Here is a 15,837-nt window from a genome sequence, read left to right on the forward strand (position 1 = left end):
GGATAACTCAAATGAAACAGTACTATTCAATATTGTTAATGACTTTGCCGTTGTTACTCCCAATTAACCTCTCTGCCAACGAGATGGCAGCAGAAGATAATTATGTACCAACATTAATTACCGAAACGCCTTATGAAGGCAGGCAGCTGGCCATTAAAATCGTACGAAAAACCATTGGAACCATTCAGACTGACGCTGCTGCCAAACATCGTGTAAGAGCAAAATATGCTGAAGATCCTGCCCTATTAATGGATGCCGCTGAGCTAGTGGCAATTGAATTCAAAACAATAGCTATTGCCAACGATTATTGGCGTGAATAAAAAACTGCTTTGTTAACTTGTGAAATGGTTATCGGGCTAACCCGGCTTTCCATCAGGTCTGGGTGTCGTTAATATTGGTAAATAAATAATGACATAAAGAGTGTAAGCCGTTGCCCAGGCAAGGACGCTAAACCATAACCAAAAAGATATTTGTGCTGGGAATAACCAAATCAACAGTGTTCGAGTCAAGCCGACAGAAATAATCAACATAAAGGCCAGTGACATCAATCGTTTTGGTGTTAAGGATCTTCCACTATGTCCCAATGAGACCCGAGACATCATACTAAGAATCATTGTCCCCATGGCACCAGCAGTCAAAGCATGTAAAGCCACACTATACGGTATGGCGAGACCGGCATAATAGGCTGAAAACATTAACAGCCCCAACGATATGAACCAGTAACCGATATGTAACGACCAGAGCAATGGGATGTGAAACGTAATCCAGATCTTCCAACGAAACCCACGAATAAATACCAGCACTGCTGCAATAGCAAACAACACGCTTAATACAATGGATGGAATGAATTTCGTCAGCATTAAAAAATGTAAGGCAAACAGCAGCCAAATACTCATTAGTGCCGTTTTATCCAGCCAGGCAATATTGTTCACTTTGGCCGTTTGAGTACCGTTGGCGGTAAACATGGGAATTACACGACCACCAATCACCGTCATTAATAGTGTGATAAGTAAAACGGCATTGAGACTGCCTGCCTGCTGAATATCCGGGCGCTCCATCACAAGGCCTGCGTACATAAACGTATTGCAGATAGTCAGTAATAACAGCACCGGAATGAAAAACAGGTTTTTGTTTTGTTTGGCTCGTAAAATAGGTTTCGCCAATAACCAGGCGCTTACCGGTAAAAAACTGAGATCAATCGCTATTACTAACCATAGTGGCAAACCTGCACCAAATAATAATGCCAGTCTTCCGGCCAGCCATAACAGTACGATAATTATTAACGTGTTGCCGTGCGGTGCTCGCTGCCCTGTCCAACTCTGAACTGCGGTTAACAAAAATCCAATGACAATTGCAGCAACAAAGCCGAAGATCATTTCATGGCTATGCCAGAACAACTGGTTGCCAACAAACTCGATGTTAAGTTGCCCGGAAATAACCAAGCCCCACAACAACATGGCAATCACACTGAAGCTTGCGCCAAACAAAAATAACGGTCTGAATGCCTGACGAAATAAGGGAATGATGGCTTTTTCCTGGTCAGATAATTGACTTTCTTTCGTCATAATTTAGTTTCCTGGAGTTACAGTGAGTGCGAAAATCACGTCGTACTCTTAGTGATTTTTACCTCTTCATAGGGGTAGGTGACTAAGTTGTCGTCTTGCACAATCGCACCTTTAGTCAACCTTGCTGGTTCGATTTTGTCGGTGTTTATTAAATGAAATACCCTCTCCCCGCGTGCAATAAGATGATCAGCCACTATTCTGCGATGACATCGCCACCATACAGCCTCAGAGCACATTAATGCGCAGCATTCTTTTCGTCCTAAATTTATGAGTTTTTCTAAACCGTCTTGAAAATCAGGCGTCATCGCGTAGTCGGCATAATTTTGGAAACTACGATTTTTCCAAAAGCCATTCGCCTCATTTGAAATCGCTTTTATCTTGCTGCGACGTCCACCAAGTTCAGTCAGATGGAGGTAATTAATATGGTGCTTGGCCAAAGTGAGTGGCAAAACATCCTCGTTATATTGAGGATTTGTTCGTGAACGCGGAAATGAACGAATATCTACCACAAGCGTTATATCTGCTGGACTTAACAATTGGATAAACTCATTCACCGTACGAGTCGAGTGGCCGACGGTATAAAACGGCAGCATTATGACTTCTGTTTGCTCGATGTTTTTGTTAGTGCTGACTCTTTGTGCGCGGCGATATGATCGGTTTTATCGCTTTTGATTTCGTATTGAGGGTCATCTTTGGATGCGCGATGTGTGTGACCTTTGTAATCAAAATCCTGTGTGTGAACTTTGCTGATCGTGCCTCCAACTTTACCCGCTTCGGAATTCCAGGTGACATGGTCCCCGACCTTGAACTTGTGAGACATAAAGCTTCCTCCAAATCAATTTTAGATAACTGAAAACCAGATCAATGCTGGTTCAGCTTGAAAATTTTGTTAAGGATTGGTTTCTAATTTCTTAAAAATGTTCGGATCTTTTTCTCCGATAGCCTCAATGACGCCCCAGGCACCTTTATCTGTTCTCATCAAGGCATGATCAACCAGCACATAATGCCCAGGATAATCCACATTAAATTCCACAATAGTGGCGCCACCGGCCGGGATATTTGTGGTTTGTACATTCTTGAATTGCGCACCATTCATCGAGGCTTCTGGATACACGGTGTCAAAGATCTCGCCGACCAGATGAAATGAAGAGTTCATCGCCACTCCGCCATTACCGATATACAGTCTGACGGTATCACCGACATTCACCTGCATATTGTCGACAACAGCGCCGGTTCGACCGTTAAACACCACATATTCTGGTTCAGAATCGAGCATTTTTTTTGCATCAAAAACTTGCAAGCCTTTTCGACCAACCGCACCTGTGGTGTAAAGCTCACCTTGCATCAGATAAAACTCTTTATCTACCTCAGGCAAACCTGCTTCAGGTTCAACCAGAATGAGGCCATACATACCATGCGTCATATGTACTGCCATATTTGGTACGGCGCAGTGGTAAACAAACAGACCTGGATTAAGTGTTTTGAAACGTATGGTTTTACTTTCGCCTGGCTCAACTACAGTGGCTTCGCCCCCACCACCTGGACCGGTAACGGCATGCAGATCAATATTGTGCTGATGCAAACTGGTCGCGTGGTTGTGTAGTGTTAGTTCAACGGTATCACCCTGTTTCACCCGAATCATCGGTCCGGGAACGGTGCCGTTAAAAGTCCAGTAATTAAAGGTGATACCCGGAGCCAGTTCTGCAAGAACCTCCTTGGTTTCCAAGGTGATTTTGGTGACATTTTCTGAACCGCTATTATGGGAAGAAACCTGATCAGGCACATTATTAGGATCATGGGCAATATCATAAATCCACTCAAATTGTCCGATATGCCGAAAGAATGTCAGCACATTGTTAAGAGGAAGCCCAGGGCCTTTGCCCGGGCCATATGATTCAACATACACTGGATACTGAAACATATACATTTTGCCAATTGAAACGGACAGAAACGCGGCGATACCTATTATAAAAACCAGCATGGAAATGACATAAGCACGGGAGTGCATTTGATGAATCAGTCGCAGAAAGAAAAATAGCGAAGCCGTTGCGGCAATGACAAAACCAAACATCTGGATCAAACTGGTTTTGAGATAAGCCAAAAGCGAAAAACCACCAAGGGCCAATATCACCATTAAACTCAGTAATAATGCTGCAGCGACCGTAATGGCCAATATATTTGAAAGCCGGTAAAGATTCATTATCGTTCCTAGATGAAAACGTAGACTTTCGCGATTAAAGCCAAAGATTACTTATCAGGAATATAACAAAAAACAATAATATAAGCCCGGTAATACGCATTTATAAAAATATAGAAACGTATGATTTGGATTTTAAAGGTTGATGTTTTTCACCTTCCAGCAAATCCTCTAAGGGAATATGGGCATGTGAGTCATATAGCTTTTTGTTATCCGGGTGAAATACCCATAGCGCTATTACCCGCATGCAACACAGACCAATAAAAGACGTCACAACAACCAGCCAATGTGACATTAAAAATGCGACGATAATATTTGCAAACAACCACAAAATATCCATCATATTAACCTGGCTGTAATGACACTTTTGCTTCTGACGCTTTTTTATTAGCAAGATAAATCGTTGTGAGTACATTAATTAACATCACTACGGCGCCGCAAAAGAATATAAATCCTCCCATGGCTCGCATAATGTAATAAGGATGCATCTGTGCCACGGACTCTACAAAGGTATAAGACAAATTCCCATACTCGTCATAGGCACGCCACATTAAACCTTGCATGATTCCAGCAACCCACATTGAGGTGATATAAATTGCTGTGCCTATGGTGGCCAACCAAAAATGCACATTGACTAAACTGACGGAAAACATAGTGGTATTCCACATCCGTTCAACCATATGATAAAGCGCGCCAATTGAAACCATGGCGACCCACCCTAAAGCGCCAGAGTGCACATGCCCAATTGTCCAGTCTGTGTAATGCGATAACGCATTGACCGTTTTGGATGCCATCACCGGCCCTTCAAAAGTGGACATGGCGTAGAAGGCGAGAGACACAATTAAAAAACGTAGAATATAGTCTGTTCGAAGTTTGTCCCACGCCCCACTGAGTGTAAACATCCCATTTAACGCCCCGCCCCATGATGGAATGATCATGGCCAATGAAATGGCTGCACCCAGAGAGCCTGTCCAGTCAGGTAACGCGGTGTATTGGAGATGATGAGCACCGAGCCAGACATAGCCAAAAATCAATGCCCAAAAGTGAATGACCGATAATCGATACGAATAGATTGGCCGCTCAGCTTGTTTGGGCACAAAGTAGTACATGATCCCCAAAAAGCCAGCCGTCAGATAAAACCCAATGGCATTGTGACCCCACCACCATTGAACCATCGCATCCTGAACGCCGGCAAAGATAGAATAGGACTTCCACATACTCACGGGTATCGACAGACTGTTAATCACATGCAGATAAGTAAACATGATCATCATGGCCAGGAAAAACCAGTTGGCAACGTAGATGTGACTGCTTTTACGATGACTCAGCGTCATGATGAAATTAATAGTGTATGCAATCCAAACCACGGCGAGCAGAATATCCAGCGGCCATTCCAGTTCTGCATATTCCTTACCTTGGGTAATGCCTAATGGCAAAGTGATCATGGCGCCAATGACATATAAATTCCATCCCCAGAAAGTGAACCAAGCCATGGGATCACTCCAGAGTCGCACGCCACAAGTTCGCTGAATCACATAATAGGCTGTCGCCATCAATACCGATCCACCAAAGCCATATACAACGATATTGGTGTGGACAGGACGTAAGCGACCAAAGGTAATATAGGGGATATCAAAGTTAAGAAATGGCCAGGCGAGCTCCGAGGCAATCCATACGCCGACTGCCGTGCCAAGTACTAAATAAATACACGCACTGACACTGAAATACTTCACCACATCATAATTGTAATGTTGATGTTCTTTTGCATTCATACGAATATCCAAACTCTTCTATTACCTTTGTTGTGAATAGTTTGGACGCTCATCATAGATATGTATAATGAATAATATCTTTATTTATTATCAAAATTATTGATGGATATTAATCAGGCACGTACTTTTCTGGAAATCATTCGCTTGGGTAGTTTCGGGGCTGCGGCAGAAGCACTAAATGTCACTCAAACGACCGTTACTGCTCGTGTACATAATCTCGAAAATCAGCTTGGTTGCAGGTTATTTATCAGGAATCGCTCCGGTGCTACCGCGACGCTTGATGGGGAAAAGTTTATTGAACATGCGGTAGCGATGGTGCAGGCATGGGAAGGTGCCAAGCGAAATTTACCGTTACCGACAGGTACCGAAACCATTTTCAATATTGCTGGCGAAATCAGTCTTTGGAGTCCGTTAATGCTCCAATGGTTAAACAATCTGAGTCAGGATATTTCCGAAACGGCGATTAATGCAGAAATTGGTGAACGAACCTCGTTGCATCAAAAACTTCAGCAAGGTTTACTCGATGTCATTGTCGTGCATCAACCTGAATACGGTCCCGGAATTCAGGTTGAACAAGTTCTGGAAGAAAAACTGATCTATGTCTCCGCTAAAAACCAAGCACAACCTTATATCTATGTAGATTGGGGAGAATATTTCCGTAAACAACATGATATCGCTCTGCCACATCTGGCAAGACCCAAGCTGACTATCAATCTTGGCCAGCTCGCGCTCCAGCACATCCTGGAAAATGGTGGCAGCGGTTATTTTCGAACGCGCGTTGTCCAAAAATATTTACATTCAGGAGATTTGATCAAGGTTGATAATTACCCTGAATTTACTTTTCCTGTGTATATGATGCATAAAAAGCAGACCAAAAATGCGCTCTTTCAAAAAGTGCTTAATGCATTATTTAAGGCGGGGAAAATATCTGAACCATGGTTGTGATATTGTTGAATAACGATAATTTAAGAATAAAAAGTCTTATAGGGGGCTAGCGAAATTTTTATCAACTAATGCAGGTGACCTATGTGGTACTACATAACTAAAGTTGTCGTTAGCGCTGTTGTTATTGTCGTAATTTCTGAACTAGCTAAACGAAGTTCCGTCTTTGGTGCCATTATGGCCTCAGTACCTTTGATTTCAGTTATTGCCATCATTTGGTTGTATCAAGAAACGGGTGATGTAACAAAAATCAGTATCTTGGCATCCAATATTTTCTGGTTGGTTCTTCCCTCTTTGGCTTTGTTTATCACCTTGCCTATTTTGCTGAACATGGGCGTAAATTTTTACTGGAGCCTTTTGATTGCCATCGGTGCCACAGTTATTTGTTACTACGCTATGTTGGTTGTATTGAGGTCATTTGGCATTGAGCTTTAAATCTCAATCCCCTTTCTTCCTCAAAACTAAGCCATTCATTACATTCAATGATTTGCCCAAAGTTATTTTATATTTTCATGAAAGTCTGGAGATAAGCCAAAAAAAATAACCCGGTTATCAATAAGCGTAACCGGGTTAATGTTCGAAGTGTATGTTAAAAATCTAAACTGCCTTCAAGAATTAAAGAGCGTCCGGGCGCAGGAAGTCTGCCAACAGGACTGACATCTACTCCCCTAAAATAATATTCTTCATCGAGCAAATTATTAACAGCCACGGCTATTTCAATATTATTTCCACCGACAACAAATTCTCGGCTCAATCGCGAATTAACTAAAGTATATGCTGGGAGTTTTCCGGCGCTACCATTAACCGTTTCTTCATCTGTACTATTCGCATCACTATAACTTTCGCTAACATGCAGGCCCGTTAGAGTGGTTTTCCATGGCCCCACACGATAATTAACATGGGCACTGAAATGATGCTCGGGAGCATTTGGCAATTCGTTGCCTTTGTTTGCACCATTAAGTTGTTCTGTGTCCAGATAGGTATAACCGATGCCAAGCGCCAATCGGGTTGTTGCCTGCCAATCTGCGGTAAGTTCTACACCTTCATGGCGTGTTTCACCGAGGTTTTCAAATATGCTGTCAGTACGATTAAACTGAATTTGATCATCGTAATCTATCCTAAACAAAGTACCACTGACACTTACATTTTCGGATAGCTGTGATCGGGCTCCTATTTCATAATTCCAAGCAAGTTCATTAGCTACAGCCCCTTCACGAGTTACCTGAGCCGTTTGAACAGGTACCAAAGAGCGTTGTGCATTAGTGAATAAAAAGAGTGAATCGGTGGCCTGAAAACCAACAGTTAATCCAGGCAGAAATTTATCCGTTTCGTTTTTATTAGTCGTACCGTTAATTCTATCTTCAAAATCCGTACTGACGTCTTCGTAACGTATACCTGGAGTAATGCTCAATTTATCCTCAAACAGAGCAATAGTGTCACTAAAATATAATGCAACCGCTTCTGTATCAAAATTCCAGTTACGTACTTGGCTGTATTCATTAGTAGTAAGAGTTAGACGATTAACATCAAAACTAACTTGCTCTTTAACAAAGCGTGCGCCTGCCATAAAAGTATGATTGCCGTGATTGAATGTAATCCGGGGCTCAGTACCATAAACATGAAAAATTCTAGGTGAGTCAGCAACGTATTCGGCTTCAAGTGACGGATCAAAAGAAAATGCTGCACCTTGCCCGAAATCAAAGGTTCGATCTGCCTTATGAGCAAAGTTTCGCCATTGAAATTCTACATTACTGTTTGGGTTATAGGTCCATGTCAGATTTCCTCTCAACATGTCAGCATCATATGCATCATGTGGACGTTGTGAATCTGTTCTATCTGCACGGTAAGCTGAAGGGGAAAGCGAGCCTGGTAACTCTGCATTGACATTGTAATATTGTAATTGCATATCTAGCTCATTTTTATCATCAAGAAAGTATTGGGCATCCAGAATGATATTTTGTACATCGGTCTCTGAATGATCCCGGAAACCTTCCCCATTTTGAAGATTTACCTGAAGCTGCACACCGAGGTCGTTACCCACAAAACCCGCAACCCGATAATAGGTATCGTAATAAGCATTTCCCGTATCTTCTGCAATGGTAATTCGCTCACGGATGGATTGTTTAAACTCTCGCGAAATCGGTTTGGTTACCAAGTTCAGCACCCCGCCGACATTATTGGGTCCATAATGCACAGCCGCGCCACCCCGGACAATATCTACTGCTTCAATACTCGGTAATGTGACAGGGAACAAAGACACACCAACATTTGTATAAGGGCCTATAGCTATGGGGTAACCATCCACTAGTATTTGTAATCTTTCACTGCGTAACGGATTCAAACCGCGAATACCAATATTGGGCAAAATACCTGTGCCAGTCTCATCAAGTACTTGAATGCCGTTTACACCACGCAAAGCATCTTCAAGGTTTAATGCTCCTCTTTCATGCAGTTCTTGATTTGTGAGTACTTCCCTTGACCCTGCATAAGTTTTAACTCTCTCTTCAGAGGTTTCACCTAACCAGTCCGAGTTGACAATCATGGCGTCCAATTTTGAAGCGCCATCGGCAGATGCATATCCTGTGACTAAATACATTGATATTAGAGCACAGAGTTTTTTTCTTTTTGAAATTAATGACATTCACGACCCCAATTAATAAATACGAATAAATATCATTAATATTATCACATGAGTGTTAATGCCGGCCAATCAGTGATTAACAAAAAAGAGTGTGCGTACTAATATAAAGACGGTTTACAAACTACAAATTATCAAAACAACTGAACCATGGTTGTAATCATCTTAAAACCGAGGTGTATTGAAACGGTGCAATACCTTTTATGAAGGTATGATGAATAAGGTTAATCTTCAAAATTAATAAAGCGTTAATGATATTAGTCTATTGTTAAACTCATTATTAGTGTCAGCATATGGCGTCCGCCGCTATTTCACCTTTAATTCAATTAGGAGTTCTCATGAAAACTATCGGTTATGCAGCTCAATCTTCTGATTCTCCCCTAGCACCGTTATCTTTTGAAAGACGTGCATTACGTGCCAATGATATTGCCTTGGAAATTTTGTATTGCGGTGTCTGTCATTCTGATTTGCATGTGGCGCGAAATGATTGGGGGAGCTCGACCTATCCTGTGGTTCCTGGCCATGAAATCGTTGGCCGAGTAATCGAAGTGGGATCTGCGGTGACCAAATTCAAACCAGGTGAAAACGTTGCGGTGGGTTGTATGGTGGATAGCTGTCAGGATTGTGATGAATGCCATAATGACCATGAGCAATACTGCCGAAATGGATTTACCTTGACCTATGGCTCTCCCGATAGAATCACCGGTGATATAACTCATGGTGGTTATTCCAAACATCTGGTAGTGCGTGAAGAGTTTGTATTACGTATCCCGGAAAATCTGGATTTGGCACTTGCCGCCCCACTCCTTTGTGCCGGTATCACCACGTATTCCCCACTCAGAGAATGGAACGTCGGTCCAGGTAGCCGCGTAGGTGTTGTCGGTATGGGCGGTTTGGGTCATATGGCAATTAAACTGGCGGTGGGTTTAGGTGCTCACGTAACAGTTATCAGTACATCACCGAAAAAAGAACAAGATGCCATGGATCTTGGTGCCCATGCTTTCCTGGTCTCTAAAGACGAGGCAGCGATGGAAGGCGCAGGTTCGAGCTTTGATTTAATTATCGATACCGTTCCAGTCAATCATGATCTGAATCCCTACATTCCATTGCTGGATAATGATGCCACACTGGTATTGGTTGGGCAGATCGGCCCGGTTGAAGGGCCAAATACGGCACCTATGATTTTCGGACGACGTCGGATTGCAGGCTCGTTAATTGGCGGGATTGCTGAAACGCAGGAAATGCTGGATTTTTGTGGACGTATGAACATCTTGCCGGAATGCGAAATGATCAAAATGGATGAGATTAATGAGGCATTTGATCGTATGGAAAAATCCGATGTCCGTTATCGTTTTGTGATTGATATGGCTTCATTAAGCGCATAACTTAATTAATGATTTACAACAGATTTTTTAATCGAAATGCCTAGGCGTTTTGCCATTCTGACCAAATTGGCCCGATCGATTTTCAGTGATCGGGCCGCTTCACTCCAGTTTCCATCAGCTTGTGTAACGGCCGTTAAAATGCAATGTTTTTGAAATTCATTGGTAGCGGTTTTGAGATCCATGTCGAGCGATAGCATGGGTTTAATTTCAGCCGTTTTTGCAACTGAATTCTCAGCAATAGTTGTTGCTGGCAACTCAAGAAACGCTCTATTTAATGAAATAATACCGGTCGTTGTCGGTTTTGCCTTGGCTTTTAACGAAGCACGGCTGATCACATGTTCCAGTTCACGAACATTGCCCGGCCAGTGATAGCTTCTTAATGCCAGTTCAGCATCCTGAGCGAGACGTAATTGCCTGATACCTAATTTACGACTGGTTTTTTCCAGAAAGTAACCTGCCAGTAATAAAACATCCTGATCTCTATCTTTTAATGGTGGAACCTTGATTGGATAGACCGACAAACGGTGATAGAGATCGGCTCTGAAACGTCCCTCGCTAACCTCTTCTTCAAGATTCCGGTTGGTGGCAGCAATAACACGAACATTAACCTGTTCGACATTATCTTTACCCACCGGTTGTATTTCACCACTTTGTAATACCCGTAAAAGCTTACTTTGTACAGCTAACGGCAACTCTCCGATTTCATCAAGAAACAGAGTGCCACCATGGGCTAATTGAAATTTACCGGCTCTTTCACGATCGGCTCCGGTAAATGCACCTTTGGTATGACCAAATAATTCGGCCTCAGCCAATGTTTCCGGCAAAGACGCACAGTTGATATGAACTAAGGGTTTATATTTTCGCAATGACAATTGATGCACAGTGCGTGCAACCAGCTCTTTTCCCACGCCGGTTTCACCGGTTATCAGCACGGTATAATCCGAACCGGCGACCAGCTGGATTTCGTTTTTCAGCGTCTGCATGGCAGTACTTTGCCCAATCAGTTCTCCCCCATCTTTTAACAAGGCTTCCTGAGTCAGTTCCTGCACCAGTTGCTGCGCATGCTGGGCGCTAATTTCGAGCTTTTTAAACTCGAGGGCTGTTTTCAATGTGGCTGCAGACAATGCGGCTATCAGTTCCAGCGTTTTGGGACTGATTGCATTAAAACTCCCAGACTGCAGACTATCGATGGTGACCAGACCAATGACTTTTTGGTCAGAATACAATGGCAACCCCATACAAGAATGCACCGGAAGATCGCCGGTTCTGGCTAATAGCAAACCATCATAGGGATCGGGTAAATCACAGTTATCGGGGAAAATAAGTGGTTTAGTGGCATTGCATAGCTGCTCAAGTCTCGGGTGCTCAGTTAGATAAAAACGTCGACCCAATACTTCGGAGGACAAGCCTTGAATGGCCAAAGGCGTTAGCAGGTTTTCATGCAAGCCCAATAATGCAACGGCATCGCATTTAATGGCTTTGCGAATGGATGCCAACAGGCGATCAAAACGATCATCGTTATTAATACTGTTCGCCAGATCCAGCGCGACTTCAAGTAATAATGTTGAATCAAAATCTTGCATAGCCAACTCAATTATTCAATTAAGGTCAATCTATCACTAAAAAGTCAAAAAGACACGTTTTTTCCATGTCAATATGACACATCTACTGATGCGTATTTATGTATTTAATTGATTTATATGCTTTTTTATAAATGGCACAACCTCTGCAACCTCTAAAAAGAATCCGTTGTTTGAATTAGTTAAGAGGTTATTTATGTTAGATAACAGAACCATTGAAATCGTAAAAAGTACCCTGCCATTGCTGGAAAATGCCGGGGTTGAGGTCACAGACCATTTTTACAAACGCATGTTCAGTCACAATCCTGAATTAAAAGATATTTTTAACCTTGCTAATCAGGCAACCGGAAGACAGCAGTTTGCCTTGTTCAGCGCCGTAGCAATGTACGCCAAGCATATTGATGATCTGGGCGCTTTAGGTGAACTGGTCGAAAGAGTGGCCCATAAACATGTCAGTTTTGATATTCAGCCTGATCAATATCAGATTGTCGGTCATCATTTGATTGAAACGTTGAGAGAAATGGCACCAGAAGAATTTACCGATGAAGTAGCCGACGCCTGGGTGCAGGCTTATGGGCTATTAGCCAAAGTGTTAATTGGCCGAGAACAGGATATCTATAGCGAATACCAAAACAAAAGCGGCGGCTGGACCGGTTCACGTTTATTTAAAGTGAAAGATAAAAAACCGGAATCAGAACTGGTTACCAGCTTTACCTTTGTTCCGGTTGATGGTGCTGAAATTGCCAATTACCAACCCGGTCAATATCTGGCCGTTAAAGTAAAACCTGAGCAGGCAGAAAATATTGAAATCCGTCAGTATTCTATTTCTGATAAATTCAATGGCGAAAGTTACCGGATTAGTGTCAAACGTGAAACCCAGCCAAGAGCAGGTTTGGTTTCCAATCATTTGCACGACACAGTGCAGGTTGGTGATCATGTTGAGTTAATGCCACCCACTGGGGATTTCTATTTGGCACATTTAGACAAACCGACGGTGCTGATATCTGCCGGTGTCGGTATCACACCGATGATGGCGATGCTTGGAACCCTGTTGGAGAACCAAACCGAGCAACCAACCTGGTTTTTGCATGCCTGTGAAAATAAGAATCAGCACACTTATGCCGATCAGCTTAAAAACGTGGCAAATCAGCTGGATAAGCTGCATTATTACTATTGGTATAAGCAGGATGATGCTGATGATAATCAGGCGCTAACTGGTCTGATGCAATTAGACCGCCTGCAATTTGAGCTGCCCCTGACAGATGGTCACTTTTATATTTGTGGGCCCGTTGGATTTATGCGCTTCATCAAACAACAATTGTTGGATTTAAACGTGGCTGCAGATCGAATTCATTACGAAGTTTTTGGTCCTCATAGCGATATCTGACAAATGCATGGAGAGCGAATCATTGCTCTCCACTTTTTGAATTGACTTACTCAAACCAAGCGTTGCCAAACGCCCAGAAAGCTGGATAGAATCACTACAGCCCAAACAAATATCGCCACACCGGCAGCTGCAGCAGCGATATCTTTAATGATGCCGATTTTATGGTTATGACGTTCTTCCACGAAATCACACATGGCTTCAATGGCAGTATTAAACAATTCTGCACTCAGGGCAAAGCCAGTTGCCATAATGATTAATGCGGCATCCACCCATTTGTGAAACCACAACGAAACCAGTACAACGATGACTGAGACAACTACTTTGTAAAGTACACTGAAGTCACTTAATACTGCATAACGCAGTCCTTTAATAATGGTGCGAAATTTTTTCAGTGGGTGATAGCCTGCTTCGCCACTTTCCAGAAATTTATTTTTCATCGCGATCACTTTATTGTCTTATGAATTCTACAGAGCATCATGGCGTGACTCTAAGCCAATTCACAATAACCTAAATCATCAAAAAAGTTGTTCGCTCAATCCTTTGACAAAATCTTCATCTCGCTATCAGTAAAGTTATCGTATAAAAATTTAGGATTTTATAAATGAAACAAATCGTGTTGAGTTTCTTCTTTGGTGGCTTTTTGCTGACAAATGCCATTTCCGTTCAGGCTGAGCAGGCACAAGTTTGTGAGGAATGGGCCAGCAAAGCCGGCTCATATATGCTGTTTCGACAAATGAATACACCGATTCACGAGGCAATGGAAAACGCCATGGGTAATGTTACGCGGGGCTTGCTTCTGAGTGCCTATCAACAACCGGTTGCTGAAACCAATGAAGGTAAGCAGCAAGCTATTGATGATTTTAAAAACAAAACGCTTGAGGAATGCATTTCACAAATGCAACAGCGTTAAAACTCATATTCCAATAATGCACGCCAGTTGGTATCGGCGGTTTTGGCAGATAAGCCGGTCAGAACGCCAATTTCCCAATGCAGTTTTTTACCGGGAGAAAGACTGATATCGCCCAAAAACACTGGACCTAATGCACGAGTATCTTCGCCAGCATAAAATTCAACCGCCGGCTCAAAATAGCGAGAAAGTCGATAACGGGTTTGTAACGATAAAGCGGTTTCAAATTCACTTTCCTGCGATTCGCCCCATTCATATTTAAGCCAGAAATTACTGGTTGCAACCCATCTCCCCCACTCTTTCAAAGCGATTAATCCTGCAGCTGCTTCCCAGTTATTATCATCACGTTGTCGTTCAAGTTCGGTTATAAGCCCCCAGTCAATACCGTATTCACCTTGCTCGGTCAGTTGCCAAAGCGCTTCGATTTCATATGCCTGTAAGCGAAAATCATTATTTTGATTATCTTCACCAATCAAATAGCCTTCAATAAACAGCCGGTCGGTAAGACTTTTGCCCACCCCTAATCGTTGAACCTGCTGCCCATCTGAATCGGTCATTCTCCATTCAATTTCACGCTCCAATGGCTGTACATAAGGCGCATAGACTTTATCGACCGGATTACCATCGGCATGACTGAGCGCCGGGAGCGTAACAATAAAAAATAAAAAACTGAGGCGTTGAAAATTAAACATGTGAAATAGCCCTTGAAAATCGTCCCGAAAGAATCACGATCAACATCAGTAACAAGCTTGTCAGATAAATTATTATCTGACTCCAGGTAGGCGTCGCTTCATACGCCATCAATGCATAAAGTAACTGACCGGGTAACGAATGTTCACTGATAATATGAGAGCTGTCCCATACGGGTTCTGTTGAGGCTAACCAATCTGCTTGAATAAGAAACTGAGTGGCCTGGGACATCATGCTGCTCCCTACAATCACAACCAGCACACAGATGAATTTGGCTGCGGCTGCAGGTTTTAAAGCAATCATCAGGTGATATAAAAAAATACCGCAGCTAACCCCGATGCTTAAGCCAATTAAACTGCCTGACACGACGGATTGCAGCAAAAAATGATCACTGCGAAAGCCGGAAATATATAACATGATTTCGGCACTTTCCCGACTAATTGCCAGGATAATGGCTGCCATCATCATGCCTTTTACCAGCCGATTGGGGAGGACAATATCTCTGGAAATAAGCCATAAAAACCCCATCAGAAATACATAAATACCTATATGAATAATGGTATTGGTTATTTCCTGACCAACGCCCTCCAGCCAGTTTGATATCTCGGGTAAAAAATACGCATAAGCGCCACCGGCAATCAATCCCAGCAGAATTGCCTTGAGCAGAAAGCTACGTGCTTGCTGACTCACAGTGGTAAATGCCATGAACAGGCTTACGACCATGGCGGCTTCCAGTACTTCACGTAACACCAGAATAACGCTATTCAGCAACAT

The 15,837-nt window shown here is 42.7% G+C and carries 17 protein-coding genes; 6 read left to right on the forward strand and 11 right to left on the reverse strand.

Features of this window, described 5'->3' with window-relative positions; translation table 11 throughout:
• Nucleotides 1–11: 11 nt before the first annotated feature.
• Nucleotides 12–320, forward strand: a complete 309-nt coding sequence (locus tag B3S93_RS06815) for a hexameric tyrosine-coordinated heme protein (protein WP_292356768.1) — start codon at nucleotides 12–14, stop codon at nucleotides 318–320.
• A gap of 36 nt (nucleotides 321–356) precedes the next feature.
• On the opposite strand, the gene B3S93_RS06820 is transcribed toward B3S93_RS06815, so the two are convergent.
• The 6 genes from B3S93_RS06820 to ccoN form a co-directional block, all read right to left on the reverse strand.
• The gene (locus B3S93_RS06820) at nucleotides 357–1,565 is read right to left on the reverse strand and encodes an NnrS family protein (protein ID WP_292356767.1); all 1,209 of its coding nucleotides are present in this window, start codon (nucleotides 1,563–1,565) and stop codon (nucleotides 357–359) included.
• Nucleotides 1,566–1,600: 35 nt separating this feature from the next.
• Nucleotides 1,601–2,158, reverse strand: a complete 558-nt coding sequence (locus B3S93_RS06825) for a DUF488 family protein (protein WP_292398915.1) — start codon at nucleotides 2,156–2,158, stop codon at nucleotides 1,601–1,603.
• Nucleotides 2,158–2,385, reverse strand: a complete 228-nt coding sequence (locus B3S93_RS06830; protein ID WP_292398917.1) for a DUF2945 domain-containing protein — start codon at nucleotides 2,383–2,385, stop codon at nucleotides 2,158–2,160. The genes B3S93_RS06825 and B3S93_RS06830 overlap by 1 nt, the downstream gene beginning before the upstream one ends.
• Nucleotides 2,386–2,454: 69 nt before the next feature.
• The gene (nirK, locus tag B3S93_RS06835; RefSeq protein ID WP_292398918.1) at nucleotides 2,455–3,765 is read right to left on the reverse strand and encodes a copper-containing nitrite reductase; all 1,311 of its coding nucleotides are present in this window, start codon (nucleotides 3,763–3,765) and stop codon (nucleotides 2,455–2,457) included.
• Nucleotides 3,766–3,865: 100 nt separating this feature from the next.
• Nucleotides 3,866–4,102: a cbb3-type cytochrome oxidase subunit 3 gene (locus B3S93_RS06840; protein ID WP_292398921.1), complete on the reverse strand. Its 237-nt coding sequence runs from the start codon at nucleotides 4,100–4,102 to the stop codon at nucleotides 3,866–3,868.
• A 4-nt stretch (nucleotides 4,103–4,106) separates the two neighbouring features.
• Entirely contained in the window at nucleotides 4,107–5,534 is a 1,428-nt protein-coding gene (gene ccoN / locus B3S93_RS06845) for a cytochrome-c oxidase, cbb3-type subunit I (protein WP_292398924.1), read from the reverse strand.
• Between the two features lie 102 nt (nucleotides 5,535–5,636).
• On the opposite strand from ccoN, the gene B3S93_RS06850 reads away from it, so the two are divergent.
• Both B3S93_RS06850 and B3S93_RS06855 read left to right on the forward strand, forming a co-directional pair.
• Nucleotides 5,637–6,479 (forward strand): LysR family transcriptional regulator, encoded by an 843-nt coding sequence (locus B3S93_RS06850; RefSeq protein WP_292356757.1) that lies wholly within the window; start codon nucleotides 5,637–5,639, stop codon nucleotides 6,477–6,479.
• An 81-nt stretch (nucleotides 6,480–6,560) separates the two neighbouring features.
• A complete protein-coding gene (locus B3S93_RS06855) occupies nucleotides 6,561–6,911 on the forward strand; it encodes a DUF3147 family protein (RefSeq protein WP_292398927.1) in 351 nt (116 codons plus the stop codon).
• A gap of 154 nt (nucleotides 6,912–7,065) precedes the next feature.
• On the opposite strand, the gene B3S93_RS06860 is transcribed toward B3S93_RS06855, so the two are convergent.
• The gene (locus B3S93_RS06860) at nucleotides 7,066–9,117 is read right to left on the reverse strand and encodes a TonB-dependent receptor family protein (RefSeq protein ID WP_292398930.1); all 2,052 of its coding nucleotides are present in this window, start codon (nucleotides 9,115–9,117) and stop codon (nucleotides 7,066–7,068) included.
• Nucleotides 9,118–9,452: 335 nt separating this feature from the next.
• Here B3S93_RS06860 and B3S93_RS06865 point away from each other — a divergent pair, with 335 nt between their 5' ends.
• Nucleotides 9,453–10,499, forward strand: a complete 1,047-nt coding sequence (locus tag B3S93_RS06865; protein ID WP_292398933.1) for an NAD(P)-dependent alcohol dehydrogenase — start codon at nucleotides 9,453–9,455, stop codon at nucleotides 10,497–10,499.
• Nucleotides 10,500–10,504: 5 nt separating this feature from the next.
• On the opposite strand, the gene norR is transcribed toward B3S93_RS06865, so the two are convergent.
• A complete protein-coding gene (norR, locus tag B3S93_RS06870; protein WP_292398936.1) occupies nucleotides 10,505–12,082 on the reverse strand; it encodes a nitric oxide reductase transcriptional regulator NorR in 1,578 nt (525 codons plus the stop codon).
• Between the two features lie 166 nt (nucleotides 12,083–12,248).
• Between norR and hmpA the strand changes: the two genes are divergently transcribed.
• Nucleotides 12,249–13,466, forward strand: a complete 1,218-nt coding sequence (hmpA, locus tag B3S93_RS06875) for an NO-inducible flavohemoprotein (RefSeq protein WP_292398940.1) — start codon at nucleotides 12,249–12,251, stop codon at nucleotides 13,464–13,466.
• A 50-nt stretch (nucleotides 13,467–13,516) separates the two neighbouring features.
• Here hmpA and B3S93_RS06880 read toward each other — a convergent pair whose 3' ends face one another.
• Complete coding sequence (locus B3S93_RS06880; protein ID WP_292357119.1) at nucleotides 13,517–13,903, reverse strand: diacylglycerol kinase; 387 nt, start codon at nucleotides 13,901–13,903, stop codon at nucleotides 13,517–13,519.
• A 164-nt stretch (nucleotides 13,904–14,067) separates the two neighbouring features.
• Here B3S93_RS06880 and B3S93_RS06885 point away from each other — a divergent pair, with 164 nt between their 5' ends.
• On the forward strand, nucleotides 14,068–14,376 hold the full coding sequence (locus B3S93_RS06885; protein ID WP_292398943.1) for a hypothetical protein: 309 nt from the start codon (nucleotides 14,068–14,070) through the stop codon (nucleotides 14,374–14,376).
• On the opposite strand, the gene B3S93_RS06890 is transcribed toward B3S93_RS06885, so the two are convergent.
• The gene (locus B3S93_RS06890; protein ID WP_292398946.1) at nucleotides 14,373–15,065 is read right to left on the reverse strand and encodes a hypothetical protein; all 693 of its coding nucleotides are present in this window, start codon (nucleotides 15,063–15,065) and stop codon (nucleotides 14,373–14,375) included. The two genes, B3S93_RS06885 and B3S93_RS06890, sit on opposite strands and share 4 nt — an antisense overlap.
• Nucleotides 15,058–15,837, reverse strand: a complete 780-nt coding sequence (locus B3S93_RS06895) for an FTR1 family protein (protein ID WP_292357125.1) — start codon at nucleotides 15,835–15,837, stop codon at nucleotides 15,058–15,060. Before B3S93_RS06895 ends, B3S93_RS06890 begins: the two co-directional genes overlap by 8 nt.

The sequence above is a fragment of the Methylophaga sp. UBA3613 genome, from assembly GCF_002375415.1.
Classification (GTDB): Bacteria; Pseudomonadota; Gammaproteobacteria; order Nitrosococcales; family Methylophagaceae; genus Methylophaga.